The organism is Thiorhodococcus fuscus (assembly GCF_042682685.1).
In the GTDB taxonomy this organism is placed as follows: domain Bacteria; phylum Pseudomonadota; class Gammaproteobacteria; order Chromatiales; family Chromatiaceae; genus Imhoffiella; species Imhoffiella fuscus.
Map to the genome: position 1 here is coordinate 70,061 of NZ_JBHUHX010000024.1, position 15,806 is coordinate 85,866.

Here is a 15,806-nt window from a genome sequence, read left to right on the forward strand (position 1 = left end):
GGCGTCCGCCTCCAACTGGAAGGTTACTACCAGATGTTTTTCCGAAGCATTCGCGGAATGTTTGCCAACGATCTGTCGATCGACCTTGGAACCGCCAACACGCTCATCTATGTCCGAGGACAAGGGATCGTGCTGAACGAACCCTCGGTTGTCGCGGTTCGTCATGACAAGACCGGCGGCGGCAAGACCGTGCTGGCGGTCGGCGAGGAAGCCAAGCAGATGCTCGGCCGCACACCGCAGAACGTCACCGCGATCCGGCCCATGAAGGACGGCGTCATCGCCGACTTCACGGTCACCGAGAAGATGCTCCAATACTTCATTCACAAGGTCCACGAGTCGCGCATGCTCCAGCCGCGACCACGCGTACTCATCTGCGTACCTTGCGGATCGACCCAGGTGGAGCGACGCGCCATCAAGGAATCCGCCGCTGGAGCCGGCGCCCGCGAGGTCTATATCATCGAGGAGCCCATCTCGGCGGCGATCGGCGCCGGGCTGGCGGTTCACGAACCGCGCGGCTGCATGGTGATCGATATCGGCGGCGGTACCTCAGAGGTCGCGATCATCTCGCTCAACGGCATCGTCTATTCGGAATCGGTGCGCGTGGGCGGCGATACCTTCGATGACGCCATCATCAATTACGTCCGGCGCAACTACGGCACCCAGATCGGCGAGGTGACGGCGGAGCGCATCAAACACAGCATCGGCTCCGCCTTCCCCGGCAGCGAGGTGCTGGAGATCGACGTCAAGGGACGCAGCCTCGCCGAAGGGGTTCCGCGCAGCTTCACCCTCAACAGCAACGAGATCCTAGAGTCGCTCCAAGAACCCCTGTCGGTGGTGGTCGAGGCGGTGAAGATGGCGCTGGAACAGACGCCTCCAGAGCTCGGCGCAGACGTGGCGGAACGCGGCATCGTGCTCACCGGCGGCGGGGCACTGCTGCGCGATTTCGACCGACTCATCGAGGCAGAGACCGGACTGCCGGTCGTGGTGGCCGATGATCCCTTGACCTGTGTCGCGCGAGGCGGCGGACGGGCACTGGAACTGCTCGACTCCCAGGAAACCGGCCTATTCGCCACCGAGTGAGGACATGAGGGAGCCGGCACGGCCACCTAGAGCCAACCGTCGGCAGTCTCGCAAAATCCTTTACGCTCCGAGACCGAGTCGAGGAAGACCGTCATCAAACCCCTGTTCGCCAAAGGACCCTCTCCCACCTTCCGCGTCATCGCGGCAGTGCTGCTCGCCTTTGGACTGATCATTGCCGACCACCGCTATCACCGTCTCGACCAGATCCGCTCCACCGTCTCGGTCGCCATCCATCCGATGCTGATCGCAGCCAGCGAGCCGGCCAAACTGATCGAAACGGTCAAGGCTCTCCTGACGAGTGGCGGCGAGCTGCGCGGCATCATCGATGAACTGCATCGCGAGAATCTGGTGCTCAAGGCCCGGCTGCAGCAATTCGAGGCGCTGGAGGCCGAGAACTCGCGTCTGCGCGATCTGCTCGGTTCCTCGCTCGATGTCGGAGAGCGGGTACTGATTGCCGAAATCCGCTCGGTCGAACTGGCGCCCTACCGCCAGCAGGTCGTCGTCAACAAGGGCACCAGATCCGGGGTCTTCGTCGGACAACCGGTGCTGGATGCCAACGCCGTCATGGGCCAGGTCATCCAGGCCACGCCCTTCTCCTCGATCGTGCTCCTCATCACCGACGTGGACCACGCGCTCCCGGTAGAGATCAATCGCAACGGCCTGCGCACCATCGCGGCAGGCACCGGGCTGAGCGATGAGCTGGAACTGCTCTACATTCCCAAGAACGCCGACGTCAGAGTCGGCGATCTGCTCGTCACATCCGGCCTCGACGGCCGCTTCCCCGCCGGCTATCCGGTCGCGCGCGTCACCAAGGTCCGCCAGGATCCAGCGAACCCCTTCACGACCGTGATCGCCGCACCGACGGCCAAGATCGACCGCAGCCGCGAGGTCCTGCTGGTATGGACCCTCGACGACCGGACCCAGCCCAAGGCGCTGGCCGGCGAGCCGCCCAAGACACGAGGCGCCGAGTGACGCGCGCGAGGCGACCGCTCAGGCTCTGGCCCGTGGTCCTGAGCCTAGTTTTGGCCATGCTGCTGACCATCCTGCCGCTGCCCGAGTCGATCGGAGATTACCGCCCTCAATGGGTCACGCTGGCGATCATCTTCTGGTGCCTGAGCATGCCGCAACGCATCGGCGTCTTCTGGGCCTTCTCCGCCGGATTGACGCTGGATGTCCTCACCGGATCCCTGCTGGGCGAGCACGCCCTCGGTCTGTCCGTGGTCGCCTATCTCACCGGCATGCTGCGCTCGGGCATCCTGCTGTTTCCGCTCTGGCAGCAGGCATTCTTCATCTGGATTCTGCTGCTGGTCGAACGCCTGTTGTCGCTCTGGGTGATCGGCGCCACCGGCCAACCCATGCCGCCACTGAGCTATTGGAGCGCAACCTTCGGCAGTCTGCTGGTGTGGCCCTGGCTGTTCCTGGTGCTGCGCGTCACCGGGCGGCGCATCGGGTCGGATTGAGCCATGCTCGAAAGCAGCCTGGAGGACCGCAAGCGCGATCAGCGCATCGTCAAGGTACGGGCCATCGTCGCCGGGGCGCTGGTGATCCTCGGACTCGGAGTGACGCTGCTACGCCTGGCCCATCTACAGATCCAGCAGTACGAACACTTCTCGGTGCTGTCCAAAGGCAACCGGGTGAAGATCCTCCCGGTCCCACCGACGCGCGGCTTCATCTACGACGCCAAGGGGCTGCTGCTGGCCGACAACCACCCGAGCTTCTCGCTTGAGATCACGATCGAGAAGGTTCCCAACCTCCAGGAAACCATCGACGCGCTCGCGGAACTCATGCCCATCGACGCCAAGGATCGCGCCCGTTTCGAGCGCCTCAAGCGCCAACGGATGCGGTTTCAGGGCGTACCCATTCGACTCAACCTGAGTCCAGCCGAGGTCGCGCGCTTCGCCGTCGACGCCCACCGCTTCCCAGGCGTCGAGGTCCATGCGGAGCTGATACGCACCTACCCGCTCGCCGACCTGACGGCGCATCCGCTCGGCTATGTCGGGCGTATCAACGAGCGCGACCTGACCAGCATCGACGCTGGCAACTACGCCGGCACCAATTTCATCGGCAAGGGTGGGGTCGAGAAGGCGCACGAGGACGTGCTGCACGGACGCGTCGGTTATCAGCAGGTCGAGGTCAATGCGCGTGGACGTATCCTGCGCACGCTCGAAAGTACCCCGCCGGTACCCGGACAAGACCTGCTGCTCTATCTCGACATGGACCTGCAGCGGGCGGCAACCGAAGCGCTCGGCGCCTTCAAAGGCTCGGTGGTGGCCATCGATCCGCGCAACGGCGGCGTGCTGGCGTTGGTCAGCAACCCGAGCTACGACCCCAACCTCTTCGTGCAGGGAATCAGCCAGAAGGATTACGACGCACTGCTCTACGCCCCGGACAAGCCGCTCTACAATCGCGCGGTACGCGGTCAGTATCCACCCGGCTCGACGGTCAAGCCCTTCATTGGGCTCGGAGGGCTGGCGACCGGCATGACCTCGCCCGAAAAGACGACCTTTTGCCCCGGCTATTTCTCGCTCCCAGGTCAGAGCCACAAGTTTCGCTGCTGGCGACGTGGCGGGCACGGAAGCACCAACCTGCAGCTGGCGATCGTGCAATCCTGCGACGTCTATTTTTATGCGCTCGCCAACCATATGGGAATCCGACGACTGCACGATTTCCTGAGCGAGTTCGGCTTCGGGCAGCGCAGCGGCATCGACATCTCGGGCGAATTGCCCGGACTGCTGCCCTCGCCCGAGTGGAAGCAGCGGGTGCGCCAGAAGCCCTGGTATCCGGGCGAAACGCTCATCGTCGGCATCGGCCAGGGCGCCTTCCTGGCGACACCGGTTCAGCTTGCCGTCGCCACGGCCACCATGGCCAATCGCGGCCACTACATCGAGCCGCGTATGGCACGTGCCAAGCGTCTGCCAGGAGAGACGCGCGAGGATGAGTTTCCAGTGGTGTCGCGGCAGATCGATGCCGGAAAACCCAGCAACTGGGACGAACTCATCCAGGACATGAGCCTGGTGGTCGAGAGCGCCCGCGGCACAGCCAAACGCATCCGATCGAAGGATTACCGGATCGCGGGCAAAACCGGCACCGCGCAGGTCTTCAGCATCGGACAGAAGGAAACCTACCAGGGCTCGAAGGTGCCGGAGCACATGCGCGACCACGCTCTCTTCATCGCCTTCGCCCCGGTCGAGGATCCGCGCATCGCGGTGGCGGTGATGGTCGAGAACGGCGGACACGGGGGCTCCGTCGCCGGCCCCATCGCACGGCAGGTCATCGACGTTCTCTTAGGCGGCTCGCGCCTCACAGCCCCCGGAGGCGCCGAAGATGGGGATTAAACCCGTTTCGTCGCGACTGGGCGCCAATACCTCAACGCCAGACGCCCGGCTTTTCCAACGTCTGCACATCGATCTCACCCTATTGGTCGCCCTGCTGGCGCTCTGCGGCTTCGGCCTGGTCGTGCTCTACAGCGCCGGAGAGCAGAACGCAGGCATCATCGAGCGCCAGCTCGCCCGACTGGGGCTCGCCTTCGGCATCATGGTCGCCATCGCCCAGATCTCACCGCAGACACTGCGCCGCTGGTCGCCCGGACTCTACGTAATCGGCGTCCTCATGCTGCTGGCCGTCCTCGTCGTCGGCGAGATCGGCAAGGGCGCGCAACGCTGGCTCGATCTCGGGGTGTTCCGCTTCCAGCCCTCGGAGGTGCTCAAGCTCGCCGTTCCCATGACCCTGGCCTGGCTGCTCTCCTCGCGGCCCCTGCCGCCGCGACCGACGAGCGTCCTCCTGGCGCTCACCCTGACCCTGGTCCCGGTCGTACTGATCGCCAAACAGCCCGACCTGGGCACCTCGCTGCTGGTCGCCAGCGCCGGAATCCTGGTGCTCTTCATGGCCGGACTGAGCTGGCGCATGATCCTGGGATTCGCGCTCCTGGCCGCCGCCATCGCCCCCCTGGTGTGGTTCGGGATGCACGACTACCAGCGGGCACGCGTGCTGACCTTCCTTGATCCTCAGTCCGATCCCCTGGGTACCGGCTACCACATCATCCAATCGCAGATCGCCATCGGCTCCGGGGGCATCTCGGGCAAGGGCTGGCTCAACGGCACCCAGTCCCATCTCGAATTCCTGCCCGAACGCCATACCGACTTCATCTTCGCCGTCATCGGCGAAGAGTTCGGCTTCTCCGGCATCCTGGCCCTTTTGGCGCTCTATCTCTTCATCGTCCTGCGCGGCCTCTTCATCGCAGTCCAGGCTCAGGACAACTTCGGCCGACTTCTGGCTGGCGGACTGACGCTCGTCTTTTTCGTCTATGTCTTCGTCAACACCGGAATGGTCTCGGGTCTATTGCCGGTGGTCGGGGTGCCTCTGCCCCTCATCAGCTATGGCGGGACCTCGATGGTGACGCTGCTGGCCGGATTCGGGATACTCATGTCGATCGAGACCCATAAACAGACGAAATCGCGCTGAATTTGAATTGTCTTGCACATATACTGCGAGTGAATTCTAGAATCGCGCCTTGCCTGGAGTTCTCATGACCCCGCTTTGCAAGACAGTCGCTGGAATGGCACTCGCCGCCGGATTTTCGATCGCCGCGAGCGCCGAGCCCCCCGACGACACCTACCGGACGGGCATCGAGCGCTTCGTCGCCGACATGGGCGGCGTACAGGGATTCGACGCCGAGACACTCCGGGGCCTGCTGTCCCGGGCCAGCTACCGCCAGTCCATCATCGACGCCATCCAACGCCCCTACGAGGCCAAGCCCTGGCGCGACTACCGCAAGATATTCCTCACCCCCGAACGCATTCGCGGGGGCGTGCGCTTCTGGAGCGAGAACGCCGCGACACTGGAGCGCGCCGAGGCCACCTTCGGGGTCAAGCAGGAGATCATCGTCGCCATCATCGGGGTCGAGACCAACTATGGCGCCAATGTGGGCACCTATCCGGTGCTCGACGCCCTGAGCACACTCGGATTCGCCTATCCGCCGCGTGCGGACTTCTTCCGTGGAGAACTGGATGAATTTCTGCGGCTGACGCGAGAGGAAGGGATCGATCCAACCCGGGCGGTCGGATCCTATGCCGGCGCCATGGGCAAGCCCCAGTTCATCGCATCGAGCTACCGCGCCTACGCCGTCGATTTCGATGGGGATGGACGGCGCGATCTCTGGAACAGCGACGCCGACGTCATCGGCAGCGTCGCCAACTATTTCAACCGACATGGCTGGCGCTCCGACGAGGCCGTCGCCTATCGGACCCGAGCGCCTCAAGATCCGCCGCAGACGCTCGCGATCGCCGAGAAGACCCCGCTCGCCCCCAACCTGACCGCCGGAGCGCTCAGCGACGCCGGATTCGAATGGGGCACCCCATTGCCAGCGGAGACACCGCTAACCCTGTTGCGACTCGATGGGGACGCGCTGAATGGCGGGGATGGCGATGAATACTGGATCGGACTCACCAATTTCTACGTCATCACGCGCTACAACCACAGCAATCTGTACGCAATGGCTGTACACCAACTGAGCGAGTCGATCCGCGCCCGCCATCTCGCCGGATCCTGATCGTGCCACGACCGAGAGAGACCAGGATGCAAGACATCGCAATCGCCATGCAGCGAAACCCGATGGGGAACGGCGCCCCCAGCCGACTCGGATCGGGACTCCCGATCTGGCTACTCTGCCTCACGCTCCTTGCCACCCTCGGCGGATGCGCCAGCAAGGGCGAACTGGTCGACGGCGACGAGATCCCTCCAGAGATCGCCCGTATCCCTGACGCCGTCCCCAAGGTCGAACCGCTCGCCAAATCCGGCAACCCGGACTCCTATGTGGTCCATGGCAAGCGCTTCTTCACACTCCGCAACAGCCGTGGTCACGTCGAGCGCGGCCTCGCCTCCTGGTACGGCGAGCCCTTCCACGGGCGCAAGACCAGCTCGGGCGAGATCTACGACATGCACGCCATGACCGCCGCCCACAAGACGCTGCCGCTTCCGACCTATGCCCGTGTCACCAACACGGAGAACGGACGTAGCGTCGTGGTCCGCATCAACGACCGAGGCCCCTTTCATGGGTCACGCATCATCGATCTCTCCTACACGGCGGCGGTCAAGCTAGGCGTGGCGAAGAAGGGGACCGCGATGGTCGAGGTGCGTGCCATCGACCCGAGACATCCGAAATCCGACCGCGAGTTCGACCGTGGTCCCTTCCTTGCCGAGCAGGCCGCAGCACCCGAGACCCCGAAGGTCACGACGACACGCCGGCCACCGACGACCCAGACCAAGGCAACCGCGCCGCGCAGCGTCTCTCACAGCACGACGACCGTCGCGCAATCCTCGGCCGCGCCGACACGCGACACCAGTCAACCGCTCTATCTGCAGATCGGCGCCTTCGGCGATCCAAAGAACGCCGAGAAGTTGCGCGCACGTCTCACCACACAGTTGTTCACCGAGCAGGTCCGCATACTGAGCCCACAATCGGACGGCCCCCCTTTGTACCGCGTGCGTATCGGTCCCATCCCTTCCGCGAGGGATGCGAACCGGCTGACTCAGCAGATCGCCGATCTCGGGCTCGAATCGCCGCGCTGGGTCCGCAACTGAGGCCGCGCCGGATGCCAAACCACGAGTCGGAGCGTTAGAATAGCCCCGTATTTTCCCGCCATACCAACCCCCGGATCCCCCATGAAATCAGCATTGAAGCTTAAGCTGTTGTCGTTATTCATTTGCCTGTTACCGCTCTCGGTCATGGCAGCGACACCAACTCCTACGGCACCCGAAGTGCCTGCGAAGGGCTACATCCTGCTCGATTTCAACAGTGGCAAGGTGCTGGCCGAGCGTAACGCCGACGAGGTGCTCGAACCCGCCAGCCTGACCAAAATCATGACCGCCTACGTGGTCTTCCGCGAGATCGAGGCCGGACGCATCAACCTCACCGATCAGGTCATGGTCAGCGAGAAGGCGTGGCGAACCGGCGGCTCGCGCATGTTCATCGAGGTCGGCACACTGGTGAGCGTCGAGGATCTGCTCAAGGGCATGATCATCCAGTCCGGCAACGACGCCAGCGTCGCCCTCGCCGAGCATGTCTCGGGCACGACCGAGTCCTTCGCCAAACTGATGAACGCGAACGCCAAACGGCTGGGCATGACGAACAGTCACTTCACCAACCCCAACGGTCTGCCGGATCCCGACCTGCACACCACCGCGCGCGACCTGGCTACGGTCACCATCGCCCTGATCCGTGAGTTTCCCCAATACTACCCGTGGTACGGAACCAGCGAGTTCACCTACAACGACATCACCCAGCCCAACCGCAACCCCCTGCTGAAGCGCGATCCCTCTGCCGACGGTGTCAAAACCGGGCATACCAATGCGGCCGGCTACTGCTTGGTCGGCTCGGCCAAGCGCGATGACATGCGGCTGGTATCGGTGGTGATGGGAACCGCGAGCCCCAACGCGCGCGCCCAGGCGAGTCTGGCGCTCCTGAACTACGGCTTCCGCTATTTCGAGAGCCATCAACTCTACCCGGCCGACCAGCCGATCGAGAACCTGCGCGTCTGGTTCGGACAAGAGGAGATGCTGCCGGTCGGACCCGAAACGGATGTCGTCGCGACCATTCCGCGCGGCGCCTATGACAAGCTGAGCGCCCACCTGGAGAAATCCACCGAGCTGAAGGCACCCATCGCCCTGGGCGCACGGATCGGCGATGTAGTGGTCACGCTGGGCGAGAAGGAGATCGTCAGGGTGCCTCTGGTCGCGCTCCAGGAGATGCCCGAGGGCGGTCTCTGGCGCAAGGCCAAGGACAGCGTCTTGCAGATGTTCTGAGATCGACGGACGCCAATCGCACCCATTCGGTATCCCCAGTGAACGAAATCTATCTCAACGGTCAATTCCTGCCCCCCGACCAGGCCAAGGTCTCGGTCATGGACCGGGGCTTTCTCTTCGGAGACGGCGTCTACGAGGTGATCCCGAGCTACGGCGGTCACTATCTGCGACTCGAACCCCATCTCGACCGACTGGACGCGAGTCTCGCCGCCGTCGGGATGTCGAACCCGCTCACCCGCGAGGAATGGCGCTCCGTATTAGAACGGCTCATCGGTACGCCGCCCGCGCCGGATCAGTCGGTCTATCTTCAGGTGACGCGCGGCGTCGCGCCCGAGCGCGACCATCTCTGCCCCGACGGAGTGGAACCGACGGTCATGGCCATCGCCAAGCCGCTCGCAGCGCGCAAGCCCGAAATCGCGACCCATGGGGTCGCCTGCATCACGCGCCCTGACATCCGCTGGCTGCGCGGCGAAATCAAATCCATCTCGTTGATCGCCGCAGTCATGATGCGCCGCGAGGCCGAGGAGGCCGGCGCGCTGGAAACCATCATGGTGCGCGACGGCATGGTGACCGAGGGCGCGGTCTCCAACGTTTTCATGGTGCGCAATGGCGATCTGGTCACGCCACCCAAGGGGCATCTGTTGCTGCCTGGGATCACGCGCGAGCTGGCGCTGGTGCTGGCCGAAGGGCACGGCATGCGCTTCCGCGAGGAGCCCTTCCCGGTCGAGGAGCTGAGACAGGCGGACGAGATCTGGCTGAGCAGCTCGACCCGCGAGGTCCTTCCGGTCACTCGGCTGGACGGTCAGGCGGTTGGTAGCGGGCGCCCTGGGCCGATGTGGCAACGCATGGATGCCCTCTATCAAAACTACAAGACGCAGGTGCGCAATGGCCGAATCTGAAACCGAGGAAACCCTGCTCGAATTCCCCTGCCGCTTCCCGATCAAGGCGATGGGCAAGGCCGAGAGCGGACTGGAGTCGGCGGTGGCCGAGATCCTGAGCCGGCACGCGCCGGACTTCGAGGCCGAACACATGAGCACCCGCCCCAGCCGGGGCGGCAAGTGGATCGCGGTCACGGTGGTGATCGAGGCCCGCAGCAAGCCCCAGCTCGACGCCATCTACGGCGAGCTCACGGCCCACGAACTGGTGGTGTGGGCGCTGTGACCGACGTCCAGGCCATCGCACCGCATCCGTTCCTGCTCCGACGGCTACCCGGCCTCCAGGATTACAGCGCAACGCTGGAGGCGATGCGCCGCTTCACCGACGATCGCGACCGTGAAACGCTCGACGAAATCTGGCTGCTCGAACATCCGCCGGTCTTCACGCTGGGCCAGGCCGGACGACGCGAGCACCTGCTCGATCCAGGCGATATCCCCGTCATCCAGGTCGATCGCGGCGGACAGGTCACCTACCATGGCCCGGGACAGCTGGTCGCCTATCTGCTGCTCGACCTTCGACGCATCGGGTTCGGCGTCAAGCGATTGGTGAATCTGCTGGAAGAGTCGGTCATCGATCTGCTCGATACCTACGGGATCCATGCCGCTCGGCGCCAGGATGCGCCGGGGGTCTACGTAGCGGGCGCCAAGATCGCCTCGCTGGGACTGAGAGTCCGCAACGGATGCAGCTATCACGGACTCGCGCTGAACGTAGCCATGGACCTGGAGCCCTTTCGGCGCATCAATCCCTGCGGCTATGCCGGGCTGGCGATGACCCAGGTCTCGGACCTGGTGTCAGGGGTCTCGGTCGCAGACGCCGGCAACACACTGATCGGAACCCTCGGAAAGGTCTTCAACCTGCGTATGCTGAGCCAGGTCCGCATGAAGTGAGTGCGCTCAGCAGCACTCGTCCTCGATCTTGTCGAGCAGGGCCAAACCATCGGCATGTTCGTGATGCTCGAACAGCTCGCGGATATAGTTGACCTGACTGCCGACGAAGAAGAGCTCGTCCTGACCGATCCCGGCGATCTCGACCAGTTTCCGCTCGAAATAGGCTTGCCATTCCGAGGGGTTCTGCCCCTCGGCGATACAGTCGCGGATGTAGCTCACGACCTGACGGGCGAAATCGTCACACTCGATCCCCTCGAAGCTGATATAGCGATCGACTTTTGCGGCAGTGGGTTGCACTTCGGATACCTCTCCTTTGGAAGCTGTCATGTCAGAGACCCGACAAAGGCCCCCGCGACGCGTCCATTTCGATCGACGGGCAGACAATTCAAACAGCTGATTTACATGTAATTTATGGATGACGCCGAACCGGTAAGGCCCGACCCAGAATCAGCATGCAGGATGTTTGCCAAAAAGAAACGGCAGCAATAGGGCGGCGCCCGCTCCGCTGACGCCGCCCACGACGCCATCGCTCAGGTCGGACGGCGCGAACCCACGAATTCCGGATAGGCCTCCAGCCCGCATTCGGAGAGATCCACCCCCGCGTATTCCTCGTCCTCTGTGACCCGCAGCCCGAAGGTCAGCCGGATGATGAGCCAGACAATCAGCGAGGTCGTGAAGACCCACCCCAGGATGGCGCCGAGTCCGATGGCCTGAGCGGCGAAGCTCGCCTCGTCATTGGTGAGCGGAACGGCCATCAACCCCCACATGCCTACGACACCGTGGACCGAAATGGCCCCAACCGGATCGTCGATGCGCAGCTTGTCGAGCGCGACGGTGGCGAAGACGACCAGGAGCCCGCCGATTGCGCCGATAGTGGTGGCAAGCAGCGGCGACGGGGTGAGCGGCTCCGCCGTGATGGCGACCAAACCGGCCAGCGCCCCGTTGAGCGCCATGGTCAGGTCCGCCTTGCCGAACAGCATCCGGGCCGTGACGAGGCCCAGCAAGGTTCCGCCGGCTGCGGCCATGTTGGTGTTGACGAACACCGCCGCCACGGCGTTGGTATTCTCGAATCCGGTCAACGCCAGCTGAGAGCCGCCATTGAAGCCGAACCAGCCGAGCCAGAGCACGAAGGTTCCGAGCGTCGCCAGCGGCAGATTGGCGCCTGGAATCGCGTTGATGGAACCGTCCTTGCCGTATTTGCCCTTGCGGGCGCCCAGCAGCAGAACACCGGCCAGGGCGGCTGAAGCGCCGCACAGATGGACCACGCCGGATCCGGCGAAGTCGTTGAAGCCCAACTCCTGCAGCCAGCCGCCACCCCATTTCCAATAGCCCTGGATTGGGTAGATGAAGGCGGTCAAGACCACGGCGAAGAGCAGAAAGGACCAGAGCTTCATCCGCTCTGCCACGGCACCCGAGACGATGGACATGGCGGTCGCGACGAAAACGACCTGGAAGAAGAAATCGGACATTCTGGAGTGATTGATGCCCCCGGCCGCGACATCCGCCTCGGCATGATCGCCGCCGAACATGAATCCCAGATCGAGCGAGGGAAGAAACCCGTTCCCCTCCGCCGGATACATGAGCCCGTAGCCGACCAGCATGTACATGACGCTGGCGACCGCGAAGAGCGCCATGTTCTTGGTGAGGATCTCGGCGGTGTTCTTGGCCCGGACCAGCCCCGCTTCGAGCATAGCGAAGCCGGCGGCCATCCACATGACCAAGGCCCCAGTGACCAGGAAATAGAAGGTGTCGAGGGCGTAGGTGAGCTGAACGGTCGCTTCCACGGATGATCTCCTGTCGGTGTCATCGACGCGGCCGTCCAGGAAATGGAGAAGATCGCGAGCAGGCTCGGGAAACCGCGTGCCTCGCCCCTCTCGATGACGGCCACAAAAAAAGTGGCGATCGAGGATACTCGATCGCCACTCGGGTCACACAGCGGACGCGTGCGTTACATCAAAGAATGTAGCCGCGCTCGTCGTGCTGCGAGAGGTCGAGACCCTCGGTCTCCTGCTCCTCGGTCACGCGCAGACCGATGGTGGCCTTGAGGATCAGCAGGATCACAAGGCTGACGCCACCGCCGTAGATCAGGGTTGCCATGACCGACAGGAACTGAACCCAGACCTGACTGCCGATGGTCACGCCATCGGCGAGGCCCGAGCCGCCCAGACTGGCGTCGGCGAAGACACCGGTCAGGATGGCGCCGACGACACCGGCGACACCGTGCACGCCCCAGACGTCGAGCGAGTCGTCATAGCCCAGCCAGTGCTTGACCTTGGTCGAGGCGATGAAGGCGAAGAGCGCGCCGGCGAAGCCGATGACGATCGCACCCATGGGACCGGCGGTGCCGGAGGCCGGGGTGATGGCGACCAGACCGGCGACGGCGCCGGTGGCGATGCCCAGGACCGAAGGCTTACCGTGGCTGATCCACTCGGCGAACATCCAGGTCAGGGCCGCAGCGGCGGTGGCGAGCTGGGTGACCGCCATGGCCATGCCGGCGGTGCCGTCGGCGGCCAGCTCGGAACCCGCGTTGAAGCCGAACCAGCCGACCCACAGCATGGAGGCGCCCATCACGGTCAGACCCAGGTTGTGCGGAGGCATAGCGGTGGTCGGATAACCCTTACGCTTGCCGAGCACTAGCGCGGCCATCAGCGCGGCGATGCCCGCGTTGATGTGAACGACGGTACCACCGGCGAAGTCCAGGGCACCCATCTCGCCGACCCAGCCGCCGCCCCAGACCCAGTGGGCGATGGGGGCGTAGACCAGGGTCACCCAGAGCGCCATGAAGATCAGCATGGCGGAGAACTTCATGCGCTCGGCGAAGGCGCCGACGATGAGGGCGGGCGTGAGGACCGCGAAGGTCATCTGAAAGGTCATGAAGACCGACTCGGGGATGGTCCCGGACATGGCGTCGACCGTGACGCCGGAGAGGAACATCTTCTCCAGACTGCCGACCCAGGCGTTCATGGAACCGCCGTCGGTGAAGGCCATGCTATAGGCGTAGACCGCCCAGAGGATGCTCATCATGCAGGTGATGGCGAAGCACTGCATGAGCACGGACAGCACGTTCTTGGAGCGCACCAGACCGGCGTAGAAGAGCGAAAGACCCGGGATGGTCATGAAGAGCACCAGGGCGGTCGCGGTCAACATCCATGCGGTGTCGCCACTGCTCAGCGCCGGCTCGTCCTGGGCGAAGGCCAACAGTGGCATGAAGGTCAGCAAAACGGCGGACAGCGGCTTTGCGAGGCTCAGGTTGCGATTCGATTTCACCGTTACGTCTCCCAATCCGTATCAGAGCGCATCGGAGCCGGTCTCGCCGGTCCGAATGCGGATGACCTGATTCAGGTCGAACACGAAGATCTTGCCGTCACCGATCTTGCCGGTACGGGCAGCGGTGCTAATGGCCTCGATGACCTTGTCGACCATGGAATCGTCGACAGCGATCTCGACCTTGATCTTCGGAAGGAAATCCACGACATATTCGGCGCCGCGATAGAGTTCGGTATGACCTTTCTGTCGACCGAAACCTTTGACCTCGATGACGGTGATGCCGGAGACGCCGATATCTCCGAGCGCCTCTCGCACGTCGTCGAGCTTGAAGGGTTTGATGACGGCTGCAACCAATTTCATTGCGTGTTAGCTCCTAGTTGGACCAGGATCGAGCATCCCCCTGGCCTGATTTCGAATCGCGCGGGTGCGCCCTGATCAGAATTCCTTGTTCCAGCCAACCCAGAACTTCGGATCCTCGTCGTAGGTGTCACGGCCGATCTGGTCGTAGTTCAGGCTGAAGGTGCCGAAATCGCCAGCGTCACGGCTGATGGAAGCACCCCAGTGGGCGTAGTCGTTGCCACCGTCGTTGTACTTGAAGTCGTAGTAGCCGCCGCGAACGTTGAGGGCAAGCTGATACGGCAGTTCCACATCAGCGCTGATGTGGTAGTAGAGGTCGCCTTCGATATAGTTGGCCTCGTCGTCGCGCACGCCGCTGGCGTCGTCGGCCTGGCCGTAGAAGGTGTACGAGAGACCCGCAGTGATCCACTTGAAGGTGCCGCTGGCACCGACTTCGGCGAAGTCGGAATCGCGAGCGTCCGGATAGGCGTAGTAGATGAGATTGAGCGCATAGCTCAGGTCATCGTTGATGGCGCCGCCGAAGCCGGTGTACAGATCGAGCTCGTAGTTGGTCTCATCGCCGTCGCCGAAATCGACGTTGGACACCCAGGTCCCGGCCGAGAAACCGCTGACATGCGCATAGTCGAGCCCGCCCTGGACCGCCGCCTGATTGTCGGTCTGGGTCTGGCCACGCCAGATGTAGTTGCTGACCACGCCGATGTTTGCGCTGACCGAGTTGGGATCCTCGGCCTGAGCGACCTGGAAAGCGCCGGCGCTCATGGCCAACGCACCGATGACAGCGGTGGCGCGGATACGATTTGCGTTCATGGAGTCTACCTCTATCGATGATCCGGGCAGCGTTCGAGGATGTCGGGAAGGCAAGCCAGAGCCCGGAAAATACCCGGCTGCCCCTGATGTCGTAATGCCGTCGATTGCAGGTAACATGCCAGAAGCATCTTGTTGGTGGAGACGCGACGTTTTCGACCTCCTGTACCAAAGTCACAACAGTCGAACGCACCAAAACAATGCATCGAGGCATAACCAGCCTCAACCGAGCACCAAAAAGAGGCGAATCTCTAGGCGCAGACGCCGCAACCTCGGGTCCCTATAATGGACGCCATCCCCTCGCACAGGGCGACGAGCGCTCAGGCAGTCCCGATCGCACGCGCCCTGGACGGAAATCACTCAGAATCCATTCACGGGCCTTATCGGCCCCCGGAGAGGTCATTCCCATGTTGGATCCAAAACACATCGAGGACCTGGTCCAGCGCCTGTCCTCGGCCATGCCGAAAGGGCTACAGATGTTGCACGAAGATATCAATCGCAACGTCCGCACCTCGGTCGAGTCAGGACTCGCACGACTGGACCTGGTGACGCGCGAGGAATTCGACGTCCAGACCGCCGTGCTGGCCCGGTCGCGCGCCAAGATCTCCAAGCTGGAGGCCCAGGTGGCCGCGCTCGAGCAAACGCTCGCGGCCAACCGGCCGGACAGCCACTGAC

Annotated in this window: 17 protein-coding genes; 12 read left to right on the forward strand and 5 right to left on the reverse strand. The window is 63.6% G+C overall.

Annotation, left to right across the window (positions count from 1 at the left end; all coding sequences use genetic code 11):
• The first annotated feature begins 33 nt into the window (after positions 1 to 33).
• From ACFSJC_RS10935 to lipB, 11 genes are all read left to right on the forward strand, one after another.
• The gene (locus ACFSJC_RS10935) at positions 34 to 1,080 is read left to right on the forward strand and encodes a rod shape-determining protein (RefSeq protein ID WP_386026560.1); all 1,047 of its coding nucleotides are present in this window, start codon (positions 34 to 36) and stop codon (positions 1,078 to 1,080) included.
• A 102-nt stretch (positions 1,081 to 1,182) separates the two neighbouring features.
• Positions 1,183 to 2,052: a rod shape-determining protein MreC gene (gene mreC, locus ACFSJC_RS10940; protein WP_386026637.1), complete on the forward strand. Its 870-nt coding sequence runs from the start codon at positions 1,183 to 1,185 to the stop codon at positions 2,050 to 2,052.
• Entirely contained in the window at positions 2,049 to 2,540 is a 492-nt protein-coding gene (gene mreD / locus ACFSJC_RS10945; RefSeq protein WP_386026562.1) for a rod shape-determining protein MreD, read from the forward strand. Before mreC ends, mreD begins: the two co-directional genes overlap by 4 nt.
• 3 nt (positions 2,541 to 2,543) lie before the next feature.
• Positions 2,544 to 4,415, forward strand: a complete 1,872-nt coding sequence (gene mrdA / locus ACFSJC_RS10950; protein ID WP_386026564.1) for a penicillin-binding protein 2 — start codon at positions 2,544 to 2,546, stop codon at positions 4,413 to 4,415.
• Positions 4,405 to 5,541 (forward strand): rod shape-determining protein RodA, encoded by a 1,137-nt coding sequence (rodA, locus tag ACFSJC_RS10955; RefSeq protein ID WP_386026566.1) that lies wholly within the window; start codon positions 4,405 to 4,407, stop codon positions 5,539 to 5,541. The genes mrdA and rodA overlap by 11 nt, the downstream gene beginning before the upstream one ends.
• A 64-nt stretch (positions 5,542 to 5,605) precedes the next feature.
• Positions 5,606 to 6,628 carry a lytic murein transglycosylase B gene (gene mltB / locus ACFSJC_RS10960; RefSeq protein WP_386026568.1) on the forward strand — a complete coding sequence of 341 codons (1,023 nt, stop codon included), beginning with the start codon at positions 5,606 to 5,608 and terminating at the stop codon, positions 6,626 to 6,628.
• Positions 6,629 to 6,654: 26 nt separating this feature from the next.
• Positions 6,655 to 7,659 carry a septal ring lytic transglycosylase RlpA family protein gene (locus tag ACFSJC_RS10965; RefSeq protein ID WP_386026570.1) on the forward strand — a complete coding sequence of 335 codons (1,005 nt, stop codon included), beginning with the start codon at positions 6,655 to 6,657 and terminating at the stop codon, positions 7,657 to 7,659.
• A gap of 81 nt (positions 7,660 to 7,740) precedes the next feature.
• Entirely contained in the window at positions 7,741 to 8,880 is a 1,140-nt protein-coding gene (locus ACFSJC_RS10970) for a D-alanyl-D-alanine carboxypeptidase family protein (RefSeq protein ID WP_386026573.1), read from the forward strand.
• A gap of 38 nt (positions 8,881 to 8,918) precedes the next feature.
• Positions 8,919 to 9,779 (forward strand): D-amino acid aminotransferase, encoded by an 861-nt coding sequence (locus ACFSJC_RS10975; protein ID WP_386026575.1) that lies wholly within the window; start codon positions 8,919 to 8,921, stop codon positions 9,777 to 9,779.
• A complete protein-coding gene (locus ACFSJC_RS10980) occupies positions 9,766 to 10,041 on the forward strand; it encodes a YbeD family protein (RefSeq protein WP_386026577.1) in 276 nt (91 codons plus the stop codon). Before ACFSJC_RS10975 ends, ACFSJC_RS10980 begins: the two co-directional genes overlap by 14 nt.
• An 83-nt stretch (positions 10,042 to 10,124) precedes the next feature.
• A complete protein-coding gene (gene lipB / locus ACFSJC_RS10985; protein WP_386026639.1) occupies positions 10,125 to 10,703 on the forward strand; it encodes a lipoyl(octanoyl) transferase LipB in 579 nt (192 codons plus the stop codon).
• Between the two features lie 6 nt (positions 10,704 to 10,709).
• Here the strand turns inward: lipB and cowN are convergent, their stop codons facing one another.
• From cowN to ACFSJC_RS11010, 5 genes are all read right to left on the reverse strand, one after another.
• Positions 10,710 to 11,000: a N(2)-fixation sustaining protein CowN gene (gene cowN, locus ACFSJC_RS10990; RefSeq protein WP_386026579.1), complete on the reverse strand. Its 291-nt coding sequence runs from the start codon at positions 10,998 to 11,000 to the stop codon at positions 10,710 to 10,712.
• Positions 11,001 to 11,233: 233 nt separating this feature from the next.
• Positions 11,234 to 12,487: an ammonium transporter gene (locus ACFSJC_RS10995; RefSeq protein WP_386026581.1), complete on the reverse strand. Its 1,254-nt coding sequence runs from the start codon at positions 12,485 to 12,487 to the stop codon at positions 11,234 to 11,236.
• A 169-nt stretch (positions 12,488 to 12,656) separates the two neighbouring features.
• Positions 12,657 to 13,910: an ammonium transporter gene (locus ACFSJC_RS11000; RefSeq protein ID WP_386026641.1), complete on the reverse strand. Its 1,254-nt coding sequence runs from the start codon at positions 13,908 to 13,910 to the stop codon at positions 12,657 to 12,659.
• 81 nt (positions 13,911 to 13,991) lie between these two features.
• Complete coding sequence (locus ACFSJC_RS11005; protein WP_007038895.1) at positions 13,992 to 14,330, reverse strand: P-II family nitrogen regulator; 339 nt, start codon at positions 14,328 to 14,330, stop codon at positions 13,992 to 13,994.
• 75 nt (positions 14,331 to 14,405) lie between these two features.
• Positions 14,406 to 15,134 carry a TorF family putative porin gene (locus ACFSJC_RS11010; RefSeq protein WP_386026583.1) on the reverse strand — a complete coding sequence of 243 codons (729 nt, stop codon included), beginning with the start codon at positions 15,132 to 15,134 and terminating at the stop codon, positions 14,406 to 14,408.
• Between the two features lie 404 nt (positions 15,135 to 15,538).
• Between ACFSJC_RS11010 and ubiK the strand changes: the two genes are divergently transcribed.
• Positions 15,539 to 15,805, forward strand: coding sequence for a ubiquinone biosynthesis accessory factor UbiK (gene ubiK / locus ACFSJC_RS11015; RefSeq protein ID WP_386026585.1), 267 nt, complete (start codon positions 15,539 to 15,541; stop codon positions 15,803 to 15,805).
• Position 15,806: the final 1 nt, after the last annotated feature.